The sequence below is a fragment of the Pseudooceanicola nanhaiensis genome (genome assembly GCF_020171315.1).
Lineage (GTDB): Bacteria > Pseudomonadota > Alphaproteobacteria > Rhodobacterales > Rhodobacteraceae > Pseudooceanicola > Pseudooceanicola nanhaiensis_A.
In genome coordinates this window covers 25412-47397 of sequence record NZ_JAIUZP010000005.1, presented here as the reverse complement: position 1 = coordinate 47397, position 21986 = coordinate 25412, and the positions used below count along the sequence as shown (strand labels likewise).

Below are 21986 nucleotides of genomic sequence, written 5' to 3'. Positions count from 1 at the left end.
TGAGATCACCGCGCCTGCCCTGTCGTGCTCCGTGCCGGATGGCAGGATCAGGTGTTCATCGAGTCGAAGAATTCGCCATTCGTCTTGGTCTGCTTCAGCTTCGACAGGAGGAATTCGATCGCATCCGTGGTGCCCATCGGGTTGAGGATACGGCGCAGGACGAAGGTCTTCTGCAGGTCGCCCTTGTCGGTGAGGAGATCCTCTTTCCGCGTGCCGGACTTGAGGATGTCGATCGCCGGGTAGACGCGCTTGTCCGCAATCTTGCGGTCGAGCACGATCTCGGAGTTACCCGTCCCTTTGAATTCTTCGAAGATCACCTCGTCCATCCGCGAGCCGGTATCGATCAGCGCGGTGGCGATGATGGTGAGCGAACCGCCCTCTTCGATGTTCCGTGCGGCACCAAAGAAGCGCTTGGGGCGCTGCAGGGCGTTGGCGTCAACACCACCGGTAAGCACCTTACCCGAGGACGGCACCACAGTGTTGAAGGCACGACCAAGTCTTGTGATCGAATCGAGAAGGATCACAACATCTCGTTTATGCTCGACCAGACGCTTGGCCTTCTCGATCACCATCTCGGAGACGGCGACGTGACGGGTGGCCGGTTCGTCGAAGGTGGAGGAGATCACCTCACCCTTCACGGAACGCTGCATGTCCGTCACCTCTTCGGGACGTTCGTCGATCAGCAGGACGATCAGATAGCACTCGGGGTGGTTCTTCTCGATCGAGTGGGCGATGTTTTGCAGCAGGACGGTCTTACCGGTCCGCGGCGGTGCCACGATGAGCGAACGCTGCCCCTTCCCGATCGGCGCGACGAGGTCGATGACCCGGGCGGAGCGGTCCTTGATGGTAGGGTCTTCGATTTCCATCTTCAGCCGCTCATCGGGATAGAGCGGGGTCAGGTTGTCGAAGGCGATCTTGTGGCGGGCCTTCTCAGGGTCCTCGAAGTTGATCGAGGAGACCGTGGTCAGGCAGAAGTAGCGCTCGGTCTCCTGCGGGGCCTTCATGAGGCCCTCGATGGTGTCCCCGGTGCGCAGGGAGTACTGGCGGATCATGTCGGGCGAGACATAGATGTCATCGGGACCCGGCAGATAGTTGGCTTCGGTCGAGCGCAGGAAGCCGAAACCGTCCTGCAGCACCTCGAGGACGCCGTCGCCGCCGATCTCCCAGCCTTCCTCGGCCATTTCCTTGAGGATCGAGAACATCATCTCGCCCTTGCGCATGGTCGAGGCGTTTTCGATCTCCAGCTCTTCGGCCATGGCAAGAAGCGCCTTGGGGCTCTTTGCCTTCAGGTCGGAGAGGTTCAGACGTTCGGTGGTCATATGCGAATATCCCGGATCGGCCCGGTGAAGCACGGGCGCGCGATCGTTCGTTTGGTCATGTGTATCGTGGAATCCCTTGTCCGGACGGACGGGCTTGGGGCCACAGATAGGCGCAGCCCCCCGCTGAGTCAACGGATTCGCTGGGATCTAAAAAGCCGGAAGGGGCCGAGATGGCGCTGTAAGGCCCCTCAGAAGCGCAGGACGACCGAAAACACGATCACGATAAGCAGGAGCGTGGGAAGCTCGTTCATCATGCGGTAGCGGCGCCCTGCGAGCTGGTTCTCGCCGCGTGCGAAATCCTTGCGGCGCAGCGCGAGCCAGTGGTGGAACCACGTCATGGCGAGGATCGAGGCGCCCTTGGTGTAGGGCCAGACGGCGCTCCAGTCGACGATCCCGGGCGTGAAGACCAGCATGAGGCCGAAAATCCACGTGGCGATGCTGGCGGGGTTCATGATCGCCTTCAGCAGGCGCCGTTCCATGATCTTGAAGAGCGCGTCCGTGTCACTCCCCTGCTCTACGCTTTCCGCGTGATAGACGAAAAGCCTCGGCAGATAGAAGATCCCGGCCATCCAGGCCACGACGGACACGATGTGAAGCGCCTTGGTCCAGGGATACAGGGAAATCAGGATATCGGTCATGGGGGCCTCGCTGCTCGGACCTCCCTAATAATTAAATAAGAAAGAAAAGAAAGATTGATGATGTAAGTAGGGATCCCCGAGTCCGGTGGATTATTCGGTTGCCCTCGGAGTTATCCCCCAAGACTCTCGTCTGTGGATAACTATGTGGAGCTAATCTGAGTCTTGGTGAACTTCTTCGCGCAAGTATTTGTAAAATTTTCCTGAATCTCTCTGAGGACAGGTTTTCCGGCTTGGGGGTAAATGGGGGATAGGCCGAGGTTAAGCCGAGTTTTACCGGTTCACCAGTTATCCCTGTCCACGGCGGGACAGCGGCAGGATTGAGGGTGCATGGAGGTGTGTAGATCCGCCCGCTTGCATGTCGGACCGGTTTTCCCCAGAAAGTCTGCCCATGGTTCAGGGCAAAACCTCCACCGGGATATCCACATGACTTCAACGCTCGTCCTCGCCTCCGGTTCCACGATCCGGGCGGAAATGCTGACAAACGCCGGGCTCAGCTTCGACGTGGTGAAGCCGCGGGTGGATGAGGAGGCCCTGAAGGCCGCCCTTCTGGCCGAGGGGACCAAGCCGCGCGACTTGGCCGATGCCCTGGCAGAGATGAAGGCGCAGCGCGTCGCGATGAAGGCCAGGCCTGAGCAACTGGTGATCGGATCGGATCAGGTGCTGGAGATCGAGGGCGAGGTCCTCTCCAAGCCCGCCGACCGGGACGAGGCCGCCGCCCACCTGCGCCGTCTGTCCGGCAAGCCGCATATGCTGCATTCCGCCGCCGTGATCTTTGAAGACAACCGCCCGGTCTGGCGCGCCGTCTCGACCGTCCGGCTCCGGGTGCGGGACCTGAGCGACAGCTATATAAAGAGCTACCTCGACCGGAACTGGCCCGAGGTCGGCTATTGCGTGGGGGCCTATCAGGTCGAGGCGGAAGGGATCCGGTTGTTTTCCCGGATCGACGGTGAATACTTCGCCATACTGGGGCTGCCCCTGCTGGACCTGCTGAACTACCTGACCGTGCGAGGACTGATCGAAACATGAGCGAGCACCGCATTCCGCTGGCGGGCGTGATCGGGAACCCGATCGCCCACTCCAAGTCGCCGCAGCTGCACGGCTTCTGGCTCAAGCGGTATGGGCTGAGCGGACATTACGTGCCGCTCCACGTGGAACACTCTGATCTGGAGCAGGTGCTGCGCACGCTGCCGAAGATGGGGTTCGTCGGCTGCAACGTCACCGTGCCCCACAAGGAGAAGGCGCTGGCGCTGGCCGACGTGGTCACTGACCGCGCGGCGCTGATCGGGGCGGCGAACACGCTGACCTTCCGGGCCGATGGCAAGATCCACGCGGACAATACGGACGGGTACGGATTCATCGAGAACCTGAAGCAGGGCGCACCCGGCTGGGACGCGACCGAGGCACCGGTGGCCGTGCTGGGCGCGGGCGGGGCCGCGCGGGGCGTCGTGGCCGCGCTGCTGGATGCAGGCGTGCCGGAAATCCTGATCTCCAACCGCACCCGCAACCGGGCCGAGAAGCTCTATGACGATTTCGGCAAACGCCTGCGCGTCGTGGACTGGGTGCAGGCCGGCAACATGATCGAAGAGGCGGGTGCGTTGGTGAACACCACCTCCCTCGGAATGGTCGGACAGGCCGAGTTGCGGGTGCCGCTGGATGCGCTGCGCCCTGACATGGTGGTGACCGATCTGGTCTATGCCCCGCTTGAAACGGCGCTTCTGAAGGAAGCCCGCGCCGTGGGCTGCACCGTGGTCGACGGCCTTGGCATGTTGTTGCATCAGGGCGTGCCCGGCTTCGAACGCTGGTTTGGCCAGCGGCCGCAGGTGGATGAGGAAACGCGGGCCGCGGTGCTGGCATGAGCTTCATTCTGGGCCTCACCGGCTCCATCGGCATGGGCAAGAGCACGACGGCGCAGATGTTCGTGGACGAGGGCTGTGCCCTTTGGGATGCGGATGCGGCGGTGCATCGCCTCTACGCCCCCGGCGGCGCGGCGGTGGCGCCCATGGCGGAGGCCTTTCCAGAGGCTGTTGTTGAGGGTGGCATCGACCGTGGCGCGCTGAAACGCGCGATTGCCGCGGACCCCGGCGCGCTGAAGCGGATCGAGGCCATCGTGCATCCCCTCGTCGGGGCCGACCGGCAGGCTTTCCTTGCGGAAGCCACGGCGGATATCGTGGTGCTGGACATTCCGCTGCTCTACGAGGGCGGCTCAGAGCGGATGATGGATGCGGTGGCCGTGGTCAGCGTGCCGCCGGAGCTTCAGCGCGAGCGGGTCATGGCCCGCGGCACCATGAGTGAGACCCAGTTCGGGGCCATTCTGGCCAAGCAGATGCCCGACGCGGAGAAACGCGCCCGGGCCGATTACGTGATCGTCACCGACACGCTGGACCACGCCCGCGCGCAGGTCCGTGACGTGGTGGCGGATATCCGGAGGAAGAGCGCCGATGCGTGAAATCGTGATGGATACGGAAACGACCGGCTTCAACCCCGAACAGGGCGACCGGATCGTCGAGATCGGCGGCGTCGAGCTGCTGAACCACATGCCCACGGGCAACACCTACCACGTCTACATCAACCCGCAGCGGTCCATGCCGTTGGAGGCCTTCGAGGTGCACGGGCTGGGGGATGAATTCCTCGCCGACAAGCCGCTTTTCAAGGATGTGGCGCAGGGCTTCCTCGATTTCGTGGGCGATGCGAAACTGGTGATCCACAACGCCAGCTTCGACATGAAATTCCTCAACGCCGAGCTGGGGTGGCTGGGCCTGCCGAAACTGCCGTGGGAACAGGCCATCGACACGCTGGAAATGGCGCGCAAGAAGTTCCCCGGGGCCCCGGCCACGCTGGACGCGCTCTGCCGCCGCTTCGGCATCGACAACTCCTCGCGGACGCTGCACGGGGCGCTGCTCGACTCCGAGATCCTCGCCGAGGTCTATCTGGAGCTGATCGGCGGGCGGCAGCCGGATTTCGGCCTGTCGCTGAACGTCGGTGGCGGGGCCGACGGGGCAGAGGCGGACGACTGGCGCCCGCGCCCCCGTCCGACCCCCCTGCCCGGCCGGATCACCGAGGCAGAGGCCACCGCCCATGCGACCTTCGTGGAGAAACTGGGCGAGGCTGCCGTCTGGAAACGGGGCTGAGGCCCCGACCATCGGCGAACGGGGCTGCGGCCCCTTTGTCTGGCACCGGGGCTGAAGCCCCTCTGCCCTGAAACGGGGCCTTGGCCCCCGCCATCCGCAATAGAAAAGGCGGGGCACATGGCCCCGCCCTGTCGACCTGCCGCAGACCGGCAGGATCGAGACATCAGTTCGGCTGTGCGGCCGCCTGCTGTTCCTGCGCGCGGCGCTGGATTTCCTGGCGGTAGAGCTGCACGAAGTCGATCGTGTCGAGGTTCAGCGGCGGGAAGCCACCATCGCGCGTCACGTCGGAGACGATGCGGCGCAGGAACGGGAACAGCATGCGCGGGCATTCGATCATCAGGAACGGGTGCAGCTGCTCCTGCGGGATGCCGTCGATCAGGAAGACACCGGCATATTCCACTTCCAGCAGGAAGAGCGGCTGATCGGTGTCCTTGGCGTTCGAGGTCACCTTGGCCTTGATCACCACTTCGTAGTGGTTTTCGCCGGACGCGCGGCGGTTGGCGTCGAGGCCGACCTGGATCTTCACGTCGGGCTGGACGTTGCCGTCAGCGGGCTTGCGGGCCAGGATGTTCTCGAAGGAGAGATCCTTGATGTACTGCGACAGGATGTTCATCCGCACTTGCGGCTGTTGTTCGGGCTGCGGTGCGTCGGTGCCGGTCTCGGCCATTTTCGTTCTCCAAAAGGCTTAGGTCGCAACGTTCCTAACAAGTCGGAACAGGTCGCTCAATGCTTTGTGCTCAATGCGTGATTGCGACGCCGGGGCGCAGGCTGCACTCCGGCGACGGCGGTCTTAATGTTTCGTCCAGGCCGAGGGCCGATGGGTCGGCTTCTTCGGCAGCTCCTTGTCCCCGAAATCCTCGGGGTCGACCTCAGTATACTCCCCGTCGATCACATCGCCACCCATCGGGCCGCGACGGGGCGATTGCGCGGGACCGGTGCTGAAGCCGGAGTTGAAGGACGAGAAACTCTGCACCTTCACGTGACGACGCAGCGTCCTGAAGACGCTGTGCCGGACGGGGGGCATCAACAGCAGAAGGCCGACCGTGTCGGTGAAGAAACCCGGGGTCAGAAGCAGGACACCGGCAAAGAGGATCATCGCCCCCTCGGCCAGCGGGGCCGTCGGATCGGTCATTTCATTGAACGACCGCTTGATCTTTTCCATCGCCTGCGCCCCCTGAGAGCGCATCAGGTAGCTGCCCAGAAGAGCCGTTCCCAGCACGATCGCCAGCGTCCAGCCAAGGCCGATCAGCCCGCCAACCTGGATGAAAAGTGCGATCTCGATCATCGGAACCGCGATGAAGGCGATCAAAAGCCACATATCTTGCCTCTCCTCTGGGTCTGGCGCGGTAGACGTGGCCGCGCACAGCACCTACATAGGGACGGAACCCAAGCGTTACCATGGTTGGACCTGAAAGAGGATTTGATGAACTCGCCCATCCTTCAGCTGCTCGTGCTGGCCGGCATTGCCGTTTTCCTGATCCTTCGTCTGCGCTCCGTCCTCGGAACACGCGAAGGCTTCGAGAAGCCACCGGCACCCCGTGGCGAGGCGACCGGCCCGACGCCCGAACGCAAGTTCGAGGTGATCGAGGGCGGCCCGGATCTGGACATCACCGATCACGTTCCCGAAAACAGCCCGGCGGCCGCGGCCCTCGCCCAGATGAAGCAGGTGGAACCCTCCTTCTCGGTGAACGAGTTCCTTGGCGGCGCCCGTGGCGCCTATGAGATGATCCTGATGGGCTTCGAGCGTGGTGATCTCGCCGAGATCAAGCCGTTCCTCGCCCCCGAGGTCTATGACAGCTTTGCCGAGGTGGTGACCGCCCGCGAAGCGCAGGGGCTGAGCATCGAGGCCGAATTCGTCGGCGTGCGCGAGATGCAACTGGTGGACGCGGAATTCGATCCCAACAGCCGTCTTGCCGAACTCACCGTGCGTTTCGTCGGTCAGCTGACCTCTGTCGTGCGCGACAATGGCGGCGAGGTGATCGAGGGCACACCCGGCGAGGTGAAGACCCAGCGGGACGCCTGGACCTTTGCCCGCACCATGGGCAACGACGATCCGAACTGGCATCTGGTCGCGACGGGCGAATGATCCGGGCCTGGCTGGCATCGGTCACAACGGGGCTGGCCATGACGGGGGCATTCACTCTTCCGGCGGCCGCGGATGTCGTCACCTCGATCCTCGACTTCTCCCAGCTTGACGGCTGGGAGGACGACGACCACCAGACCGCGATGCAGGTCTTCCTCTCCACCTGCGGAGACATGGACGATCCCGATTGGCGCGCGCTCTGCGCCCTCGCCTCGGTCCAGCAGGACAATGCCAAGACCTTCTTCGAGCTGTTCTTCGTGCCGGTGCTGATCCGCGACGAGGACACGTCCGCGCTTTTCACCGGCTACTTCGAGCCCGAGCTTGAAGGCGCCCGCGCGCCCGACGCGCGCTTCCGCTATCCCGTCTATCGTATGCCGCCCGAGGCCCGCGCGACCGAACGCTGGCTGTCCCGGGCCGAGATCGAAAGCGACACCGCCCTTGCCGGGCGCGGGCTGGAGATCGCCTGGGTCGATGACCCGGTTGAGCTGTTCTTCCTGCAAATTCAGGGATCTGGGCGGATTCACCTGCCGGATGGGGACTATATCCGCGTTGGCTATTCCGGGGCGAATGGCCATGACTACCGCTCCATCGGGCAAGAGCTTGTGCGCCGCGGCGTCTACCAGCCGCATCAGGTCTCGGCGCAGGTGATCAAGAACTGGGTGCGCCGCAATCCAGAGGACGGGCAGGAGCTGCTGCGCCACAACCCCTCCTACGTCTTCTTCCGCGAGGTGAACGAGGTCCCGCCCGAGTTCGGGCCGCTCGGCGCGATGAACCGGTCGATCACCAAGGGGCGGTCCATCGCCGTCGATCCCCGCTACGTGCCACTTGGCGCGCCGGTCTGGATCGAGAAGGAGGGCGCGATCCCGATGCACCGGCTGATGATCGCGCAGGACACCGGATCGGCCATCAAGGGGCCGCAGCGGGCGGATATCTTCATGGGCACCGGTGATGCCGCCGGGCGCGAGGCTGGGCGGATGCGCGATGGCGGGCGGGTGATCGCCCTGCTGCCGATCCAGCGCGCCTATGCCATGCTGCCGCTGGGGGCCGAATGAAGAAGCGACGCCTGCGCGAAGAGGATCTGGAACTGTGGCAGCGGGTGGCCCGATCGACCGAGAGGATGCACCCCGAGGCCAAGCCGCCCAAGGTCGAGGGCAAGACGCCCGCCCCGAAACGTCCAGACCCGCAGCCCGTGGCCCAGCCCGGGCTGAAGCCGTTCCGGCTGGGGCAGAAGTCCTCGGCCACGGGGCCGTCCCATGATCTGCTGCCCGCCCTGCCCGACCTGCTGGGCCGCGCGGCGGTGCAGATGGACCGCAAGGCCCATACCAAGCTGAAGCGCGGCAAGATGCTGCCCGAGGCGCGCATCGACCTGCACGGCATGACCATGGCCCGCGCCCATCCGGCGCTGATCGGCTTTATCCTGCGCTCGCACCACGAGGGGCGGCGGCTGGTGCTGGTGATCACCGGCAAGGGCAAGGACCGCGACGAGGATGGCCCGATCCCGGTGCCGCGCGGCGTGCTGCGCCATCAGGTGCCGCACTGGCTGCAGATGCCCCCGCTTTCGGCGCTCGTGATGCAGGTGAGCGAGGCGCACCTCAAGCACGGCGGCGGCGGGGCCTACTACGTCTACCTACGCAAGAACCGGGGCTGATCGCCTCAGGGCGTGATCGGGGAGAGCACCAGCCGCGTGGCCCGGCGCACGCTGTCGAAGGCTTCGGGCAGCGTGTTTCCGGCGGCGGTCCCGCGGAAGGTCTCCTCCAGCTGCCTGCGATTGGCCAGCAGTTGGATCAGCGCCGGGGAAGAGATCGCCACAAGGTGGCTGTCCCGCAGGGTCGTCGGGAAATTCGTCACATCCACCAGCGTCACCGGCTGATCTGCCACCCGGGCCGGGTCTTCCAGCATCCCCAGGCGGGTGCTTTCCACGTTGATCTGCCCCGACACCCGCAGCGCGCTGTCGCGGGCGGAGGTGAAAATGTAGAAAGGCTGTGGCAGTGGGTCGATCCGCCGGGCCTGATCGTTGAACACGTCCACGTCGATGTCGGGCGCCATCAGGACAACCCCATCCACAAGGCGCGCAGGCAGGCCCGGCTCGGCAATCGCCATCTGGCGCAGGGTTTCCATGATCAACATCGCGCCCATGGAATGCCCCACCAGCAGAACCGTATCCGCGCCCGAGGCCCCGGCATCCCGGATCAGCCTCTCCAGCGAATCCCGCGAATAGAGCATGCTTTCACGATCATGGCTGTATCCCAGCGTCCGCGCGGCCGTGGGCCAGGAGAAGGCGACGGACACCGCCTCCAGCCCAAAATCCCGCTGGACCTGCGCCATGCGGAACACACCGTCGGCAAAGCTCGTGTTGTAGCCATGGACGAAGATCACCAGTTCCCGTCCGCCACGCGGGAGGGCGGCCAGCCGGTGCCGCATCTCGGCCAGGAAGGCGGTGCGGTCCTCGACCTGCGCCACCTGCTGAAGCACGAAGTCATGCTGCGGATCGGGGTGGAGATAGCTGATCGGGAAGGAGCCCACCGCCCGGTCGGGGGGAACGGAGACGCCGACCTGCAGGAAGTGGTCCGCCATGTCCCGGCCCCAGCCCGGGACGCCGTCCGCCCCGATCGCCCGGTTGGTCTGAACCAGCATCCGCTCCACCTCTCCGCCCGCCGTGGGGAAGACCTGCGTGACATTCCGGTCGGCACAGGCCGTCAGCAGCAGAAGGAAGAGCAGGACAAGGAAACGCATCGCAACCATAACCGCAAAAAGGGGCACCCGACAGGATGCCCCTTGCTAGCAAGCGGTGCACTGCGGCGCCAGTTTCCGGGGCCGCGACGGTGCGTTACAGGACGTAGCGGCTGAGGTCCGCGGAATGGGCCAGCTTGCCCACGTTTTCCTCGACGAACTCGGCCGTCACCTCGATCTTGTCTCCGGCCCGGTCGGGCGCGGTGAAGCTCAGCTCCTCGAAGACCTTCTCGATGATCGTGTAGAGCCGCCGGGCGCCGATGTTCTCGACCGACTGGTTCACCTCTGCGGCCAGTTTCGCCATGGCGAGGATACCGCCCTCGGTGAAACTCACCTCGACCTCCTCGGTCTTCATCAGCGCGGAATACTGCAACGTCAGGGCGTTGTCCGTCTCGGTCAGGATGCGGACGAAGTCTTCCTCGGTCAGCGCGCGCAGCTCCACCCGGATCGGCAGGCGGCCCTGAAGCTCGGGCAGCAGGTCCGACGGCTTGGCGATGTGGAAGGCGCCCGAGGCGATGAAGAGGATGTGATCGGTCTTCACGGGCCCGTATTTCGTCGAAACGGTCGTGCCCTCGATCAGCGGCAGCAGGTCGCGCTGCACGCCCTCGCGGGAGACGTCGCCGCCGCGCGCGTCCGACCGGGCGCAGACCTTGTCGATCTCGTCGAGGAAGACGATGCCGTTCTGCTCCACCGCTTCCAGCGCGGCGCGGTTCACGGTCTCGTCGTCCAGCAGCTTGTCGGCCTCTTCGCCGATCAGCACCTCGTAGCTCTCGGAAACCTTCATCTTGCGCTTCACCTTGCGCCCGCCGAAGGCCTTCCCGAAGATATCGCCGAGGTTCATCATGCCCATCTGGCCCGCGCCGGGCTGGCCGGGGACCTCGAACATCGACATCGGGTTGCCGGTGTCGGCCACCTCCAGCTCGATCTCGGTCTCGTCCAGCTCGCCGGAGCGGAGCTTCTTGCGGAACATCTCGCGCGTGCCGTCGCGGGCGTCGGTGCCGGCGATGGCCTCGATCACGCGGTCCTCGGCCGCCTTGTGGGCATTGGCCTTCACGTCTTCGCGCATCCACTCGCGGGTCTGGGCGATGGCGCTGTCCACGAGATCGCGGATGATCTGCTCCACGTCGCGGCCGACATAGCCCACTTCGGTGAACTTGGTCGCCTCGACCTTGATGAAGGGCGCGCGCGCCAGTTTGGCCAGGCGGCGGCTGATCTCGGTCTTGCCGACGCCGGTCGGGCCGATCATCAAGATATTCTTGGGATAGACCTCGTCCTTCAGGTCATCCGGCAGCTGCTTGCGGCGCCAGCGATTGCGCAGCGCCACGGCCACGGCGCGCTTGGCGTCCTTCTGGCCAATGATGAAGCGATCCAGCTCGCTCACGATCTCGCGGGGGGTCAGGTCACTCATGAGGGGGTCCTCAATACTTGGGGATGTCGGCAGATACAGGCGGGCAAAATTCTTCGAAGAATTTTGCCAAGAATTTTCGAAAATTCTTAGCCGCCGATCTTTTCCACCGTCAGATTTCCATTGGTGAAGACGCAGATGTCAGCAGCGATCGCCATGGCGCGGCGGGCCACGTCCTCGGCGGAATGTGCGCTGTCCATCATGCCGCGCGCGGCGGCGAGCGCATAGTTCCCGCCCGAGCCGATGGCGGCCACGTCATGTTCCGGCTCCAGCACGTCGCCCGCGCCGGTGATCACGAAGATGTCCTTACCGTCCGAGACGATGAGCATCGCCTCCAGCTTCTGCAGGTACTTGTCCGTGCGCCAGTCCTTGGCCAGTTCCACGCTGGCGCGGGCCAGCTGGCCGGGGGTCTGTTCCAGCTTCGCTTCCAGCCGTTCCAGCAGGGTGAAGGCATCGGCGGTGGAGCCGGCAAAGCCCGCCACCACGTCGTATCCGCCGGGCGAGAGGCGGCGCACCTTGCGGGCCGTCCCCTTCATCACCGTGTTGCCCATCGAGACCTGCCCGTCGCCGGCAATCACCACTTCGCCGCCCTTGCGGACGCCGATGATCGTTGTGCCGTGCCAGTTGGGAAAGCCGCTGTCGCGCTCTGCCATGTCAAACTCCGTCTCTGTCAGGGGGGTATATGCGGGCTCTGACCCTGCGCTGCAAGGGTGGCGGCGGGAAGCGGCCATCGCGGGCGGGTCGTGGCGCTTGTTCCACGCGCCCTGCGCGGCTAGCGTCGCCCCATGAGCGGGACGCGGCAGATCACCTTCTACCTCGACGACGATCTGCGCCCCTCCGTGGCCGCGGGGGAGCATAACTTTTTCGCGCGTCTTCAAGGGGTTCTGGAAGAGGCCGGCTATGCGGTCAGCCTCCGCGCGACCGGGGCCGCCGCACGGCTGGAGGCGCCGCTGCGCGACGGCTGGGCGCTCTTCCACATGGAGGCCCCGACACACGCCCGTGCCCTGACGGTACGTCGCGCCTATCACTATCCCTTCTGGGCGATCGAGACGACGGACCGTCGCTGGGACTGGCACGTGGCCCGCACGCCCTTCCCGTCCGGGGAAGTCCCTCGCCGCGAGGCCGATGGTTTCCACCGCCGCTGGGCCCGGCGTCTCTTTGGCGATGCGCCCGGGGCGGCACGTCAGCAGGACATGGTCTACATCCCGCTTCAGGGCCGCCTGTTGGAGCAGCGCAGTTTCCAGTCCTGCACCCCGCTCCAGATGATCGAGGCCACCTTGTCCGCCGATCCGAAGCGGCGTGTGGAGGCCCGTCTGCACCCGAAAGAAACCTATACGTCGCAAGAGCTTGCGGCGCTGGACGCCCTGGCGGCCCTGTATCCGCGCCTGACAGTCGGGATCGGCGGGATGGAGGAGGCCCTCACCCGCTGTGCCTATGTGGTGACGATGAATTCCTCGGTCGCCTTCGATGCGATGTTCTTTCGTAAACCGGCGATCCTCTTCGGGCAGATCGACTTCCACCATGTGATGCTCACGGCCACGCCCGGTAACCTTTCCGCCTTCGACAGGGTTGCGGAGCACGCGCCGGATTTTGCCGGATACCTCTGGTGGTACTGGCAGCGCATGTCGGTGAACGCGGGGCATGAGGATGCCGAGGCACGGATCCGTGACGCCCTCACGCGCTGCGGCTTGCTATTGTGAGCCCTGCCCTCTCCGGGATCGGTTTGTCCTGAACGGGATCGCGCCGGGGCCAATTCCACTGGAGTATTTTCGGAAAGCTGAAAGCAGAAAAGGCGCCCGGGTGGGGGCGCCTTTCCGTAGGTATCTCAGGGCGAAGCCTTAGATCGAGTCTTCGATCCAGCTTTGCAGCGCGGCCTTGGGGGCGGCGCCGGCGCGGTTCGAGACCACTTCGCCGTTCTTGAAGATGAAGAGCGCGGGGATGCCGCGCACGCCGAGCGCCATGGGCGAATTCGGGTTCTGGTCGACGTCGACCTTGGCGATCTTGATCTTGTCGCCGAATTCCTCGGACAGCTCTTCGAGAGCCGGGCCGATCTGCTTGCAGGGGCCGCACCATTCGGCCCAGAAGTCCACGACCACGGGCACGTCGGAATTCTTCACTTCGGCTTCGAACGTATCGTCCGTCACGGCAACGGTTGCCATTGATCTTCTCCGGGTTACAGGAAGTTTAAAACTTGGCTCAGAACGTAAGGTCGCCCCTCTCTGCCGTCAAGGCAGGGCCTGCGTGCACAAGTGCACGGGCCACAAGATCTTGCGGCAGACGCATGAGGGTGGCGTTGCGGGTCCAGAGCAGCGCGGTGTCGATCTCGCGCCCCGGGAAGACCTGCGCAAGGGCCGCCGCATAGGCGCCCATCTGGCGCAGCAGCCCGTCGGGAACCTGTGCCACGCTGTCGGGGACCGAGGCGTTGGTCTTGAAATCCACGGCAAGGACATGGCCGTCGGTCACAATCAGCCGGTCGATGATGCCGTGGATGCGGGCGTCGATCTCGGACAGATGGGCGGTGATCGGGACCTCGACGAGGGCCTCCTTCGCGAAGAGCGGTTGCAGCGCCGGGGCGGTCAGGACGCGTTGTGCCTCGCCCAGAAGCAGCACACGTTCCGCCTCGCCCGCGGCGTCGGGGCCGGAGGCCAGCAGGCGGGCGGTGGCGTCGGTCCAGGTCGCTTCCTCGGTGCCGGCGAGATGTTCCAGCAGCAGGTGGACTTGACGGCCGCGACGTTTCGCGGCCTCCTCGTCGAGGCCCGCCTCGCCGGGGAGCGCCTTGGCGCCGCCAAGCTCCGAAGGACTGATCGTGCCCAAAGGCCGGACAGGTGCGGCGGCGGGCGTCGTGAAATGCGCGGGCAGGTCGAGGGTTTCGACTGTGCGGACCTCGCGCTCACCGGCCACGAGCGAGGCCCAGTCACCCCGCTCCAGCCGCAGGCCAGCCCCACCGGGGGCCTCCAGCGGCTGCGCGTCGAGCGCCTGAAGCCCTGCGCCGATCCGGTCGTACCAGGTGTCGCCGGACTTGCCCAGATCACCCGCGGCGGCGGCGATCAGCCAGACCTCGGCCCGGGTCAGCGCGACGTAGAGCAGGCGGTCCTGCTCCTGCCGCTCGGCCTCCAGCACGGCCTCGCGCATGGCGCGCATTGGGGCGGGCATCTCGGCCGCGGGCAGGGACCAGAGCCGCTGCTCGCCCTGCCGCATCATCAGCCCTGGCCCCTTGTCACGGCGCACGCCGGTGTCGGGCAGGATCACGATCGGCGCCTCCAGCCCCTTGGAGCCATGCACCGTCATCACGCGGATCCGGTTGCCTGCGCTGTCGAGCTGGCGCTTGATCTCCAGCTCGTCGGTTTCCATCCAGACGAGGAAGCCCGTCAGGCTGGGCACGGCGGAGCGTTCGTAGGACAGCGCCTGATCCAGCAGCGCATCGATCCCGTCCTCGGCCTCTTCCCCCAGACGCGCCAGCAGCTTCCGCCGTCCGTCGTGGCGGGTGAGGATGCGTTCGATCAGATCGTAGGGCCGCAGGAAATCGGTCTGGCCGCGCAGGTCGTTCAGCATGGCCATGGTGGCGGGATACTCCGCCGCGCGCTCCCGCAGGGCGGGCCAGAGGTGGCGGTGCGTCCGCTTGTGGGCGAGGTCGAAGAGCGCCTGTTCGTCCCAGCCGAAGAGCGGCGATTTCAGCGCGGTGGCGAGCGAGAGGTCATCCTCCGGCGCGGCGAGGAAGTTGAGCAGCGCCGCAAGGTCGCGCACGGCCAGTTCCGCGCCCACCTTCAGCCGGTCGGCGCCCGCGATCGGCAGGCCCGCTTCCTTGCAGGCGCGGATGATCTCGTTGAAGATCGTGGCGCGGCGGCGCACGAGGATCAGGAAATCGCCGGGCTCCACCGGGCGGCCTTCATACGTGCCCGTATGGCCAATTTCCCTCGGCATCGGGGTCTTGGCCTCGATCATCCGCTTGATCTGCTGGGCCACGCGGCGGGCCAGCACCACGTCGTGATGGTTCTGTCCCAGCTGATCGACGGGATCGAACCAGTCGCGTTCGTCCTTGTCGTCGACCTTGTCCACCAGCGGCCAGAGGTCGACCCGGCCGGGCATCTCGGACTTGAAGGCGATGTGGCGTTGCTCGGGCGTGAAGCCCGCCTCGACCCGGCCCTCGAAGACCGTATCCACCAGCGTCAGAACAGCGGGGGACGAGCGGAAGCTGTGCGCCAGTTCGAGCTGCTGCAGCGGCGTTTCCGTCCGCGCCAGCCTTTCCGCGAAATCGGCGCGCATCCGGTCGAACTCCCGCGGGTCGGCGCCCTGGAAGGAGTAGATCGACTGCTTCTTGTCGCCCACCACGAAAATCGTGCGGGTCTTGTCGGCGCGCGCGCCCTCGCCCGATGTGAATTCCCGCGCGAGCGTCTGGATCACGTCCCATTGCGTCGGGCTGGTGTCCTGCGCCTCGTCCACGAGGATATGATCGATCCCGCCGTCGAGGCGGAAGAGCACCCAGGCCGCCACCGCCGGATCCGTCAGCAGATCGCGGGTCCGCAGGATCAGGTCATCGAAGTCGAGCCAGCCGCGCAGCTGCTTGGCGCGCTCGTATTCTGGCAGGAAGGCCGCGGCGAAGGCATAGAGCGCGCGGGTCCGCTCGGCCGCGACGAGGGCAAGGCGGCGGTCGCGGGCGCTTTCGACCCGGCGCATGAGGTCTTCGAGCGCGGGCAGATCAGCGCCGAGGGCGACCTGCATCTTCTTGGTCGGGAAGCTGCCGATCTTGGCGGTGAAGGGCTCCTTGGCGGATCCGCCGGTGAGGAAGATGCCCTCCAGCTCCGGCAGGGCCGAGAGGTCCATGCTCAGCCCGGTGAGCCGGGCGGCGTTCTTGACGTCCGTGGCGCTGCCGCCTGCGATCACCTCGCGGACGCGGGCCAGCAGGTCGGCCTCGCCGCCGAGGAAGACATCCCCCTGCAACCGTGCGGCATCGTATCCTTTCGGCAGGTCCAGCACCTCGGCCAGCTTGGCCTCGTCGAGGCCGAAGGCCATGGCGTGCCCCTGCCCGGCCACGGCGGCGGTCAGCTGGTCCAGCGTCTGGCCCGAGAAATGCGCCGCGACCCGGCGCAGCAGCGCTTCCTGCGGGCCGGCGGCCATGCGTTCGACGATATCGGCGCGCAGCAGCTCGGCGGCGCGGTCCTCCATCTCGGTGAACTGGGGCGAGACGCCGGCCTCCAGCGGGAAACGGCGCAGCACGCCCGCGCAGAAGGAGTGGATGGTCTGGATTTTCAGCCCGCCCGGGGTCTCGATCGCGCCAGCGAAGAGACGCCGCGCGGTGCGCAGCACCTCGTCCTCCACCGCGCCCTCGTGGCCCAGCGAGGCGAGCTGTCCGCGCAGCCTGTCGTCGGGCAGCATGGCCCATTCGCCAAGGCGGCGGAACAGGCGGTTCTGCATCTCGCTGGCGGCGGCCTTGGTGTAGGTCAGGCAGAGGATGTGCTGCGGGCGCACCCCGTCCAGCAGCAGGCGCGCCACCCGGTCTGTCAGCACCCGGGTCTTGCCGGATCCGGCGTTGGCAGAGAGCCATGTGGAGCGGTGCGGGGCGGCGGCCTGTACCTGCCGTTCGCTGGCGGCGTCGCGCTTCATTCCAGCACCTCCTTCTTGGGGTCGCTGGTGGCGTCCCATTCGCCGAAGCGGGCCAGCTGGTCGTAATCGCCCACGTCCTCGGCCCGGAACATCGCCCGGCGCGAGGTGTAATGCTGATCGGGCTGCGCATAGGCGGTGATCAGGGTGACGAATTCCTCCCAGACCTTCTCGGGTGTTTCTTCCTCCAGCGGCGCGGCCAGTTCGCCCGCCTTGGAGCCGAGCCCGATGAAGGCCGCACGCTCCACCTGTCGCGGGGTCAGGTTCTCGAAGGCGCCGCGATCCAGCATGGCGGCCTCCAGCAGCAGCTGCTTGTCGAAGTAGGTCTGGGCCTCCTTCGAGGGCGGCGCGCCAGTCTTGTAGTCGTAGATATGCCCCAGCCCGCGGTCGTCGATGTCGATCCGGTCGGCGGTGCCGGAGAGGGTGAAATCGATCTCCGCGATCTCGGCGCGGCCCTTCACCTCGAAGGCGGCGGGGCGGGCCTGTTGCTGGCGGCGCTGTTCGTCGGCGACGAAATCGGCCGCCACACGCTCCAGCCGGGCGCGCCAGAGCAGCCGTGCCTCGGCCCAGGGCACGTTCTCTTCGAGCTGTTCATCGAGGATGTCCATCAGCCGCGCGGCGGTTAGCTGCGACGGATCCGTCAGGCTGTCCTTGATGAAGGTCTCCAGCGCGCCGTGCACGACGATGCCGCGCAGCAGGGCGTCGGGCATCTTCATCAGCGGATCGAGGGCGCGGAGCTTCAGCACATGCTTGGCGTAGATCGCGTACGGGTCGCGGATCAGGCGCTTGATCTCGGTCACCGAGAGGCGGCGCGGACGGGCGGCCGCAGGCGGCATCGGCGCGGGACGGGGCGCGGGGGCAACGGGCGTGACCGCCTCCAGCGCCTTGGCGCGCGCCAGCCAGAGCGCGCCGCGCGCCTTCATGTCCTTCAGAACGGGTGCGCCGCTTTCCAGCCCGGCCAGCAGGTTGGTCAACCGGCTGACCCAGCGGGAGGGCACGGTTTCCGCGTCCTGCGAGCGGATTGCCCGGGTGATCCAGACCTCCCGCGCAGCGACGGCCTGCTGGAAGTCATGGGCGGCAAGGCCAATGCGCCGTTCCGGCAGCAGCAGCCCCGCGTCGTGGCGCATCTGGCGGTTGAGCCACGGATCGGGCTTGGGCGCCTCGGGCCAGGAGCCCTCGTTGAGCCCTGCGAGGATCACGAGGTCGGCGCCCTGCACCCGCGCCTCCAGCGTGCCCCAGATCAGGATGTTCGGATGGCCCTCGTCCCGGTCGCGGACCTCGCCGGTGCCGAGGACGGAGTTGAAGAGGTTGCCGTAGTCGAGCGGGTTCATCGCCCCGCCGTGAACGCCCTCCTCGATCAGGCTCTCCGTCAGGCGCAGCGCCTCGCGGCCCGCGGCCTTGTCCCAGAGCCCGCCGGATCCGTCGCCGCGGCAGCCCTGCGCGATCTTCTGGGCCAGCACCCGGTGGCGCGCGGCACGCTCGGCCAGCGGCATGTCGCCCGACAGTTCCTGCGCGGCAAAGCAACCCGCCAGCCACGTGCCCCAGTCCTTCGCGATATCCTCCTCGCGGCTCTCCGCGAAGGCGGTGAGCGATGCAGCATCCGGGAAGGGCGGCCCGTGGCGGCGCAGGTGCAGCTCCAGCTCGCGGGTCAGCAGGATATGCAGGCCCCGGTCGGTGCCACTGTGCGTCAGCGGATGTTTCAGCAGGGTCAGCAGCGCCTCGGCCGTCAGCGGCGCCTGGAAGAGCGCGGCCACATGGCGCAGGAAGCGCCCCGGCGGCGAGAGTTGCAGCGGCATCCCCGCGCTGTCGTCCGGCAGGATATCCCAGCGGTCGAGCGCCGCCGTCACCTGCCGCGTCAGCATCCGGTCGGGGGTAATCAGCGCGGCGGTCTGGCCCTCCTCGGCGGCCTGCCGCAGCCGCATGGCGATGGCGAGCGCCTCGGCCCGGGCCGAGGGTGCCTCGACCAGCGTCACATCGGCAAAGGCGGTATCGAGATCGGCCAGCCTCGGGCCCTCTTCCAGCCACTGATCCGTCACCGGCGCGGGCCTGAGCGCGAGCGAGAGTGCGCGGTTGCGGGCCGGGTTCACCGCCGCGCCGGGCCAGGGACGGATGTGACCGGCCTTGAGGTCGAGCGAGAGCATCAGCTTGTGGAACCGGTACTGCGGATGGTCCTCGGCGGTCAGCGCGTCATCGAGGTGATCCCAGGTGTCCTGCCCCATGTCGAAGTCGAAGCCGGGCAGGACGACGGCGCCCTGCGGCAGGCGGGCCACCGCCTCCATCAGCATATGCGTCGTGCCGCGCGACCCGGTGGAGCCGGCGAGGATGATCGGTACCTGAGGCGGGTTCGCCTGCCATTCGGCCACCAGCCGTTCGGCCACCATACGCTGGCGTGTCTCGCCATCGGGGGCGCTGTCGGCCTTGTCGGCAAAGGCCTGCGCGATGGTCAGGAATTGCTGCGCCCGGGCCCAGTGACCCGAGAGGTCCGACACGTCGAGCGCGGCGATATCCTCGGGGCTGACGCCTTCGCCGTGCATCTCGTCCATCAGCCCGGCGAGGCTGTCGGCGAGGTCATAGAGCGCGGCCCGCGGGGCGAGGTCCGGCTGGGCATCCAGCAGCGCCTGGATCAGCTGCACCAGCTCGAGGCGACGGCGCAGGGGCGGCACGGGGGCGGGAATCTCGGCCAGTGCCGCCGCCGCGCCAAGATCGGTGATCAGCTCAACACTGGGCAGCAGGCTGGCGGGGCCCTCGTCGAAGATCTCGCGGATCCGGCGCTGCATGCGGCGGGTGTTCACGATCAGCTTCACCCGAGGCAAGGCCAGCGGATCGCCGGGGTCCACCATCTGGCGCAGCCCCTCGACAAGGGCGCGGGGAAAATCGGCCCCGTTCGGCAGGGCAAAGACGCGGGGCGTGTCGGAGGGCTCAAACATCGGTCAGCAGGGCCTCGGCCAGCGGGATGCTCTCGGGCTGGCCCACGTCGCACCAGTGGCCGGGATATTCCAGCGCGAAGAGACGGCCCTGCGCCTGCATCCGGTCCCAGAGGAGGTTGAGCGAGAAGGCGGGTTCGGCGATCTCCGCCAGCCCTTCGGTCCGCAGGATTTGCGCGCCGAGGTAGGTCATCCCCGGTCCGCGGGCGGTGATCCGCCCCTCGGCATCGGTGAGGAAATCGCCTCGGCCCTTGTGGCCCACGGCGCGCTCCACCGGGATGCAGAGCAGCAGCGCATCCATCCGCGCCGGGTCCCAGGCGTCGCGCAGCAGGGCCAGCGGGTTCGGCCCGGACCAGATCGCATCGGTGTTCAGTGTAAAGACCGGCCCCTCCCCCAGCAGCGGCAGCGCATGGCGCAGCCCGCCGCCGGTTTCGAGGATATCCGGTGCCTCCTGCGAGACGCGCACGCCGCGGGGGGTCAGCCAGGTCGCCATCTGATCGGCCCGGTAATGGGTGTTGGCCACCACGGTGCCGATCCCGGCCTCGCGGACAAGCGTCAGGGCATGGTCGATCAGGGGGCGGCCGCCCACCTCGACCAGCGGCTTGGGCCGGTCGGCGGTCAGCGCCTTCATCCGCGTGCCGAAGCCCGCGGCAAACATCATCACGGCGTCCGGAGTGTCGCGCATTGGTCCTTCAGTTTCTTCAATACGTCCGCGTCGGGGGCGGGCAGCGCCGCGAGGGCCTGCGTCAGCCCGGGCAGGTTCACGGCGGCGAGGTCGCGTTGCAGGTGGGCCCAGACCCGGGGGATCAGGTCCACGTAATGGGCCTTGCCGTCGCGTAGGCAGAGCCGCGCGAAGACGCCGACGATCCGCAGGTTCCGTTGCAGGCCGATCAGCGCATAGGCGGGCAGGAAGCCCGCCCGGTCCAGCCCGCGGGCGGCGCAGAAGCGGGTGATCATCGTCTCTTCCAGCTCCAGGGGCACATCGCGGCGCGCGTCCTGCAGCAGCGAGACGAGGTCATAGGCCGGATGGCCCAGCATGGCGTCCTGGAAATCAAGCAGACCGACACGGGCGGTGCCGTCGCGGTCGGGCAGCCAGAGCAGGTTCTCGGCGTGGTAGTCGCGCAGGATCACCACCGGCTTGGCGGTGAGCGCGGCGAGCGCCTGCCCTAGCGGCTTCATCGCCTCGGCCCGGGCCACGGGATCGGGGCCGGACACGCCCGCCAGATACCAGTCGAAGGCAAGCGCGGCGAGATCGGTCATCACCTGCGCGTCATAGGGTTTCAGCCCCTCGGGGGGCGTGGCGTCCTGAAGCTCCGACAGGACGTCGATCGCCCCGGCGTAAAGCTGGGTCTCAAGCTCGGGCTTGCCCGGGATGACGCGGGCAAAGAGATCATCGCCGAGGTCTTCGAGCAGCAGCAGCCCCGCCGCTTCCTCGGCCGCCATGATCCGCGGCGCAGAGAGGCCGAGGCCCGCGAGCCAGTCGGCCATCCGCACGAAGGGGCGCACGTCCTCGCCCTTGGAGGTATCGGCATCCATCAGCACGGCGGGCGTGCCGTCCGGGGCATGGAGCCGCTCGTAACGGCGGAAGGAGGCATCGCCCGCGAGGTGGCTGCGGGTCGCCTCGCCCCAGCCCGCCTGTGCGAGGAAGGTGGTGATTTCGGTGTCGCGCTCAGATGTCACGCAGGAACTCCAGCAGGTCGGGCCGCGGATCGGTGAGGCGCAGGGTCAGGGCCCGGCTGTCCTCTCCGGTGGCGGTGAAGGTCAGGTGGGCCGCGCCCGGTGGCACGAGGTCGCCCAGCCGGTCGGGCCATTCGATCAGGCAGATCGCGGTTTCGAAGGCCTCGGTCAAGCCCAGCTCCACCGCCTCGTCGGGGCCGGTGAGGCGATAGAGATCGGCGTGCCAGATCTCGCCCTTTTCCGTGTCATAGACCTGCACCAGCGTGAAGGTCGGCGAGGGCACGTCCTCCGGCTCGGTCAGCAGGGACTGGATCAGGGAGCGGGCGAAATGGGTCTTTCCGGCGCCGATCGGCCCTTCCAGCAGCAGCACGTCGCCGGGCTGGAGCCGCGCGCCGAGGCGGGCCGCCAGGTCGGCGGTGGCCTGCGGGTCCGGCAGGTCGAGGGAGCGGCAGAGGGGGGCATCGGGCGCAGACATGGCGGCGAC

At 66.9% G+C, this 21986-nt stretch carries 21 protein-coding genes; 8 read left to right on the top strand and 13 right to left on the bottom strand.

Going from position 1 to position 21986, the window contains the following annotated elements:
- Positions 1–47 precede the first annotated feature (47 nt).
- Together rho and LCM32_RS07905 are read right to left on the bottom strand one after the other, a co-directional pair.
- Positions 48–1319, bottom strand: a complete 1272-nt coding sequence (rho, locus tag LCM32_RS07910; protein WP_224820520.1) for a transcription termination factor Rho — start codon at positions 1317–1319, stop codon at positions 48–50.
- 188 nt (positions 1320–1507) lie between these two features.
- Positions 1508–1957 (bottom strand): CopD family protein, encoded by a 450-nt coding sequence (locus LCM32_RS07905; RefSeq protein ID WP_224820519.1) that lies wholly within the window; start codon positions 1955–1957, stop codon positions 1508–1510.
- A 423-nt stretch (positions 1958–2380) separates the two neighbouring features.
- Between LCM32_RS07905 and LCM32_RS07900 the strand changes: the two genes are divergently transcribed.
- The 4 genes from LCM32_RS07900 to dnaQ are packed head-to-tail and all read left to right on the top strand — an operon-like array spanning position 2381 to position 5085.
- Positions 2381–2983 carry a Maf family protein gene (locus LCM32_RS07900; RefSeq protein WP_224820518.1) on the top strand — a complete coding sequence of 201 codons (603 nt, stop codon included), beginning with the start codon at positions 2381–2383 and terminating at the stop codon, positions 2981–2983.
- Positions 2980–3813, top strand: coding sequence for a shikimate dehydrogenase (locus LCM32_RS07895; protein WP_224820517.1), 834 nt, complete (start codon positions 2980–2982; stop codon positions 3811–3813). The genes LCM32_RS07900 and LCM32_RS07895 overlap by 4 nt, the downstream gene beginning before the upstream one ends.
- A complete protein-coding gene (gene coaE, locus LCM32_RS07890; protein ID WP_224820516.1) occupies positions 3810–4403 on the top strand; it encodes a dephospho-CoA kinase in 594 nt (197 codons plus the stop codon). The genes LCM32_RS07895 and coaE overlap by 4 nt, the downstream gene beginning before the upstream one ends.
- Entirely contained in the window at positions 4396–5085 is a 690-nt protein-coding gene (gene dnaQ, locus LCM32_RS07885) for a DNA polymerase III subunit epsilon (protein ID WP_224820515.1), read from the top strand. The genes coaE and dnaQ overlap by 8 nt, the downstream gene beginning before the upstream one ends.
- A gap of 163 nt (positions 5086–5248) precedes the next feature.
- Here the strand turns inward: dnaQ and secB are convergent, their stop codons facing one another.
- Together secB and LCM32_RS07875 are read right to left on the bottom strand one after the other, a co-directional pair.
- Complete coding sequence (gene secB, locus LCM32_RS07880; protein ID WP_224820514.1) at positions 5249–5752, bottom strand: protein-export chaperone SecB; 504 nt, start codon at positions 5750–5752, stop codon at positions 5249–5251.
- Positions 5753–5875: 123 nt separating this feature from the next.
- Positions 5876–6403: an FxsA family protein gene (locus LCM32_RS07875; RefSeq protein WP_224820513.1), complete on the bottom strand. Its 528-nt coding sequence runs from the start codon at positions 6401–6403 to the stop codon at positions 5876–5878.
- Between the two features lie 105 nt (positions 6404–6508).
- On the opposite strand from LCM32_RS07875, the gene LCM32_RS07870 reads away from it, so the two are divergent.
- From LCM32_RS07870 to LCM32_RS07860, 3 genes are read left to right on the top strand one after another with little or no spacing between them, the layout of a single operon-like run.
- Positions 6509–7171 (top strand): Tim44/TimA family putative adaptor protein, encoded by a 663-nt coding sequence (locus LCM32_RS07870; protein ID WP_224820512.1) that lies wholly within the window; start codon positions 6509–6511, stop codon positions 7169–7171.
- Between the two features lie 38 nt (positions 7172–7209).
- Positions 7210–8220 (top strand): murein transglycosylase A, encoded by a 1011-nt coding sequence (locus LCM32_RS07865; protein ID WP_224820511.1) that lies wholly within the window; start codon positions 7210–7212, stop codon positions 8218–8220.
- On the top strand, positions 8217–8816 hold the full coding sequence (locus LCM32_RS07860) for a Smr/MutS family protein (RefSeq protein ID WP_224820510.1): 600 nt from the start codon (positions 8217–8219) through the stop codon (positions 8814–8816). Before LCM32_RS07865 ends, LCM32_RS07860 begins: the two co-directional genes overlap by 4 nt.
- A gap of 5 nt (positions 8817–8821) precedes the next feature.
- Here the strand turns inward: LCM32_RS07860 and LCM32_RS07855 are convergent, their stop codons facing one another.
- From LCM32_RS07855 to hslV, 3 genes are all read right to left on the bottom strand, one after another.
- On the bottom strand, positions 8822–9901 hold the full coding sequence (locus LCM32_RS07855; protein ID WP_224820509.1) for an alpha/beta hydrolase: 1080 nt from the start codon (positions 9899–9901) through the stop codon (positions 8822–8824).
- Positions 9902–9995: 94 nt separating this feature from the next.
- Complete coding sequence (hslU, locus tag LCM32_RS07850) at positions 9996–11306, bottom strand: ATP-dependent protease ATPase subunit HslU (RefSeq protein ID WP_224820508.1); 1311 nt, start codon at positions 11304–11306, stop codon at positions 9996–9998.
- A gap of 86 nt (positions 11307–11392) precedes the next feature.
- Positions 11393–11956, bottom strand: a complete 564-nt coding sequence (gene hslV / locus LCM32_RS07845; protein ID WP_224820507.1) for an ATP-dependent protease subunit HslV — start codon at positions 11954–11956, stop codon at positions 11393–11395.
- Positions 11957–12088: 132 nt separating this feature from the next.
- On the opposite strand from hslV, the gene LCM32_RS07840 reads away from it, so the two are divergent.
- Positions 12089–13003, top strand: a complete 915-nt coding sequence (locus LCM32_RS07840; RefSeq protein WP_224820506.1) for a hypothetical protein — start codon at positions 12089–12091, stop codon at positions 13001–13003.
- A gap of 138 nt (positions 13004–13141) precedes the next feature.
- Here LCM32_RS07840 and trxA read toward each other — a convergent pair whose 3' ends face one another.
- The 6 genes from trxA to tsaE are packed head-to-tail and all read right to left on the bottom strand — an operon-like array spanning position 13142 to position 21977.
- Positions 13142–13462: a thioredoxin gene (gene trxA / locus LCM32_RS07835; RefSeq protein WP_222490797.1), complete on the bottom strand. Its 321-nt coding sequence runs from the start codon at positions 13460–13462 to the stop codon at positions 13142–13144.
- Between the two features lie 37 nt (positions 13463–13499).
- Positions 13500–16904 carry a double-strand break repair helicase AddA gene (gene addA / locus LCM32_RS07830; protein WP_224820505.1) on the bottom strand — a complete coding sequence of 1135 codons (3405 nt, stop codon included), beginning with the start codon at positions 16902–16904 and terminating at the stop codon, positions 13500–13502.
- Positions 16901–19828, bottom strand: coding sequence for a double-strand break repair protein AddB (gene addB / locus LCM32_RS07825; RefSeq protein ID WP_224820504.1), 2928 nt, complete (start codon positions 19826–19828; stop codon positions 16901–16903). The genes addA and addB overlap by 4 nt, the downstream gene beginning before the upstream one ends.
- Positions 19821–20510, bottom strand: coding sequence for a nucleotidyltransferase family protein (locus tag LCM32_RS07820; RefSeq protein ID WP_224820503.1), 690 nt, complete (start codon positions 20508–20510; stop codon positions 19821–19823). The genes addB and LCM32_RS07820 overlap by 8 nt, the downstream gene beginning before the upstream one ends.
- Positions 20486–21505, bottom strand: coding sequence for an aminoglycoside phosphotransferase family protein (locus LCM32_RS07815; RefSeq protein WP_224820502.1), 1020 nt, complete (start codon positions 21503–21505; stop codon positions 20486–20488). The genes LCM32_RS07820 and LCM32_RS07815 overlap by 25 nt, the downstream gene beginning before the upstream one ends.
- Complete coding sequence (gene tsaE / locus LCM32_RS07810) at positions 21495–21977, bottom strand: tRNA (adenosine(37)-N6)-threonylcarbamoyltransferase complex ATPase subunit type 1 TsaE (protein ID WP_224820501.1); 483 nt, start codon at positions 21975–21977, stop codon at positions 21495–21497. The genes LCM32_RS07815 and tsaE overlap by 11 nt, the downstream gene beginning before the upstream one ends.
- Positions 21978–21986 lie beyond the last annotated feature (9 nt).

What these genes read in the sequence shown, in the direction of transcription:
- rho (WP_224820520.1), bottom strand. Translation starts at nt 1,319, where the DNA reads ATGACCACCGAACGTCTGAACCTCTCCGACCTGAAGGCAAAGAGCCCC.
- LCM32_RS07905 (WP_224820519.1), bottom strand. Translation starts at nt 1,957, where the DNA reads ATGACCGATATCCTGATTTCCCTGTATCCCTGGACCAAGGCGCTTCAC.
- LCM32_RS07900 (WP_224820518.1), top strand. Translation starts at nt 2,381, where the DNA reads ATGACTTCAACGCTCGTCCTCGCCTCCGGTTCCACGATCCGGGCGGAA.
- LCM32_RS07895 (WP_224820517.1), top strand. Translation starts at nt 2,980, where the DNA reads ATGAGCGAGCACCGCATTCCGCTGGCGGGCGTGATCGGGAACCCGATC.
- coaE (WP_224820516.1), top strand. Translation starts at nt 3,810, where the DNA reads ATGAGCTTCATTCTGGGCCTCACCGGCTCCATCGGCATGGGCAAGAGC.
- dnaQ (WP_224820515.1), top strand. Translation starts at nt 4,396, where the DNA reads ATGCGTGAAATCGTGATGGATACGGAAACGACCGGCTTCAACCCCGAA.
- secB (WP_224820514.1), bottom strand. Translation starts at nt 5,752, where the DNA reads ATGGCCGAGACCGGCACCGACGCACCGCAGCCCGAACAACAGCCGCAA.
- LCM32_RS07875 (WP_224820513.1), bottom strand. Translation starts at nt 6,403, where the DNA reads ATGTGGCTTTTGATCGCCTTCATCGCGGTTCCGATGATCGAGATCGCA.
- LCM32_RS07870 (WP_224820512.1), top strand. Translation starts at nt 6,509, where the DNA reads ATGAACTCGCCCATCCTTCAGCTGCTCGTGCTGGCCGGCATTGCCGTT.
- LCM32_RS07865 (WP_224820511.1), top strand. Translation starts at nt 7,210, where the DNA reads ATGACGGGGGCATTCACTCTTCCGGCGGCCGCGGATGTCGTCACCTCG.
- LCM32_RS07860 (WP_224820510.1), top strand. Translation starts at nt 8,217, where the DNA reads ATGAAGAAGCGACGCCTGCGCGAAGAGGATCTGGAACTGTGGCAGCGG.
- LCM32_RS07855 (WP_224820509.1), bottom strand. Translation starts at nt 9,901, where the DNA reads ATGCGTTTCCTTGTCCTGCTCTTCCTTCTGCTGCTGACGGCCTGTGCC.
- hslU (WP_224820508.1), bottom strand. Translation starts at nt 11,306, where the DNA reads ATGAGTGACCTGACCCCCCGCGAGATCGTGAGCGAGCTGGATCGCTTC.
- hslV (WP_224820507.1), bottom strand. Translation starts at nt 11,956, where the DNA reads ATGGCAGAGCGCGACAGCGGCTTTCCCAACTGGCACGGCACAACGATC.
- LCM32_RS07840 (WP_224820506.1), top strand. Translation starts at nt 12,089, where the DNA reads ATGAGCGGGACGCGGCAGATCACCTTCTACCTCGACGACGATCTGCGC.
- trxA (WP_222490797.1), bottom strand. Translation starts at nt 13,462, where the DNA reads ATGGCAACCGTTGCCGTGACGGACGATACGTTCGAAGCCGAAGTGAAG.
- addA (WP_224820505.1), bottom strand. Translation starts at nt 16,904, where the DNA reads ATGAAGCGCGACGCCGCCAGCGAACGGCAGGTACAGGCCGCCGCCCCG.
- addB (WP_224820504.1), bottom strand. Translation starts at nt 19,828, where the DNA reads ATGTTTGAGCCCTCCGACACGCCCCGCGTCTTTGCCCTGCCGAACGGG.
- LCM32_RS07820 (WP_224820503.1), bottom strand. Translation starts at nt 20,510, where the DNA reads ATGCGCGACACTCCGGACGCCGTGATGATGTTTGCCGCGGGCTTCGGC.
- tsaE (WP_224820501.1), bottom strand. Translation starts at nt 21,977, where the DNA reads ATGTCTGCGCCCGATGCCCCCCTCTGCCGCTCCCTCGACCTGCCGGAC.